Annotated in this window: 3 protein-coding genes; 1 reads left to right on the forward strand and 2 read right to left on the reverse strand. The window is 71.3% G+C overall.

The genetic code is table 11. The features are described from left to right. Positions 1-73 precede the first annotated feature (73 nt). Complete coding sequence (locus GJQ66_RS12065; protein ID WP_368732935.1) at positions 74-601, reverse strand: BCCT family transporter; 528 nt, start codon at positions 599-601, stop codon at positions 74-76. Between the two features lie 197 nt (positions 602-798). Continuing rightward, on the reverse strand, positions 799-2,043 hold the full coding sequence (locus GJQ66_RS12070; protein WP_368732936.1) for a cation:proton antiporter: 1,245 nt from the start codon (positions 2,041-2,043) through the stop codon (positions 799-801). A gap of 115 nt (positions 2,044-2,158) precedes the next feature. Here GJQ66_RS12070 and GJQ66_RS12075 point away from each other — a divergent pair, with 115 nt between their 5' ends. Then, on the forward strand, positions 2,159-2,413 hold the full coding sequence (locus GJQ66_RS12075) for a DUF4287 domain-containing protein (RefSeq protein WP_155049612.1): 255 nt from the start codon (positions 2,159-2,161) through the stop codon (positions 2,411-2,413). Positions 2,414-2,645 lie beyond the last annotated feature (232 nt).

Consider the following 2,645-nt stretch of genomic DNA (forward strand, 5'->3'; position numbering starts at 1 on the left):
TCGCCGTCGTTTACCGCGCCGCCGTCATCCTCAACGCCGTCATCGCCTGGACCCGGCAATTGTCAGACACACCCTAGGTGAGCGGCTCGCCCACGCCGTAGAAGATGAGGCCGATGCCCATGCCGGCGGAGAAGAGCATGGCGAACCACGACATCACGCCGAACTCGGGTGTGTCGTCGGCCCGCCCGAGCTTGACCGTGCCGAGCTTTGACAACGCGATGACGATGGCGAACACGACGAACGCGCCGACGACGAGCATGTAGTACCAGCCGAGGTCGCGGACGATCCAGTCCTGCATCGTCGTGAAGACCTCGCTCGTGCCCTCGGGGAGAAGGATCGCGACGAGCGTCACGGCGAGGATGACGCCGAGGGCGGGCCAGAACACCCGCGGCGCGATCATGCCCTTGCCGATGCGGACGCCCTGGCGCCGCAGCTTCTCGGTGATCTGTTCGTCGGTGTCGTCCTCGGCGATGTGCATGCGCCGCGGCACCGCCGTGACGGCCGGATCGAGTTCGAGCGCGTCTCCGCTGATCGGGTCGATGTGCGTGGGGGTGTGCGGGGCGCCGGACGAATCGCCGGGCGCGGCGGCTGGTGAACTCACGCGTCTGCCTCCTGGTGCGTCGGTCTGTCGTGAACCGCATGCTGGCGCATACCCGCGCGGAGCGCCAGGTCGGCCGCCGGCGAGGCAGTGACCCGAGGGCACCCGCGGGGCGGTCGTCGCCTCACAAGCGGGGTGCCGATGGGCACGGTTCTCCACCCTATCCGGACGGTCAACAATCGGACAATCGACAGCCGGTGCTACCCCGACTGCGCACGCCGCGGCCGCGGGAGCGCGGCGGGCGCGGACTCGCCGCGCGGCGTGCGGGCGGAGTACCACGCGCTGTAGCGCGCGACGAGGGGAACGGAGGTGAGCCCGTGCAGGAGGACGCTCGCCGCGACGGTGACGACGACCGTGGTGCGGACCGTGTCGGATCCGGGGAAGGCTGACTCCGAGGCGATCAGGAGGAAGACGAGCGACGCGAGTCCGCGTGGCCCGAACCACCCGATGAACAGGACGGTGGGGATCCGCGCCCCGCTGCGGATCAGCGAGAGGGCGACCGGGATCATCCGCACGAGCGTGAGGCTCAGGATGGCGTAGGCGATGACCTGCCACGTGAGATGCGGCCCGGTGAGGACGAGCGCGAGCCCGCCGAACGCGATCCAGGTGGCGGACGCGAACAGCTCGCCGGCCTCCTCGGCGAGCACGCCGACGCCCGAGCGGTGCGGGCCCACGACGCGTCCGAACGCGAGCCCTGCGACGAACGCCGCGATGAACACGCTCCCGCCCAGGACGCTGGCGATCGCGAAGGCGAGGAGCGCGGCGGCCAGGGGGAGGACGTATCGCCAATCGTGGGCGATCCACCCCCGACGATCGGCCACGCGATAGAGCGCGCCGCCGCCGAAGCCCGCGATCGCGGCGGCGAGAACGCCCCATCCGATCTGCTGGGCCATGTTGGTCAGCACCGCCGCCGCGACGCCGCCGGTTCCCGCGGACTCGGCGTACGTCAGCGCGACGAGGAAGAAGGGCACGGCGAGCCCGTCGTTGAGCCCGCTCTCGACGTCGAGCGCCTGGCGCACGCGTGGGGGGACGGCCTCGTCGGAGACGACCTTGCGCCCGAGCGCGGCGTCCGTGGGGGCGAGCATCGTGGCGAGGAGGAGTACCGCGGCGAGCGGCAGGTCCGGGAAGAGCAAGAAGCCGGCGGCGGCCCCCGCGATCATGGCGAGCGGGAGTCCGATGAGCAGGAGCCGCGCGGGCCAGCCCGCCTCGCGCCGCAGCGTCGCGAGGTCGAGCCGCGTTGCGTCGCTAAAGAGGAGGAGGCAGAGCGCGACCTCGGCGACGTGCTCGGCCCCGAGCGTGTCGATGTCGAGGTCCACGGCGCTCGGCCAGAGCGCCACGACCGTCGCCCCCGCGGCGGTGAAGAACAGCGCCGAGGTGACCCCGCGTCGATCGAGCGGGCGGGAGACGGCCGACCACACCAGGATCAGCGCAGCGATGATCGCGATCGCGAGAACGGTGCTCCCTCCCGGGCCTCCCGGCGGATCCGGGTCCCACGATTCAGGCTATCGGTGGCTGCCGAGGCCCCTGGACACCGCCCGCGCCCGGCGCCACGATGGGCCCATGACCTCGCGCGTCACCGCACCCGATATCGACCCGGCGAACAAGCCGAAGGGCCCTGCGTCCTACTTCCCGAGCATCGAGATGACCTACGGGCGGCCGGTGCAGGCGTGGCTCGACCTCGTCGCCGACCGCCTGGAGCGCGGCGAGCGCCACGGCCAGGTCGTCGCGTGGCTGAAGGAGGCCCACGGGCTCGGGCACGGCCACGCGAACGCGATCGTAGCCGTCGCCTACACCCGCGCGGCACTCGAGGCGTAGCGTGCGGCTCCGGTTGTCGGCGTGCATATGCGCGACCGGGGCGCTGCCCGGCGGCTCCGGACCGCGCGAATGCACCGCCGATGCCCCCGGGCAAAGCAAAACCCCCGCGATGTAGAAGCTACGCGGGGGTTTCTGGGATGATTGTAACGATCACCCTTGTGGCTCCGACCGGCGTCGATCCGGTGACCTTTCGATTTTCAGTCGTAAGGATTGGGGCATGCGTGGTCCCTGG

The sequence above is a fragment of the Microbacterium sp. ZXX196 genome (genome assembly GCF_009709595.1).
GTDB classification, from domain to species: Bacteria; Actinomycetota; Actinomycetes; order Actinomycetales; family Microbacteriaceae; genus Microbacterium; species Microbacterium excoecariae.

Excerpts from the sequence above, each read along its gene's own strand:
- GJQ66_RS12075 (WP_155049612.1), top strand. The coding sequence starts at position 2,159 with ATGACCTCGCGCGTCACCGCACCCGATATCGACCCGGCGAACAAGCCG.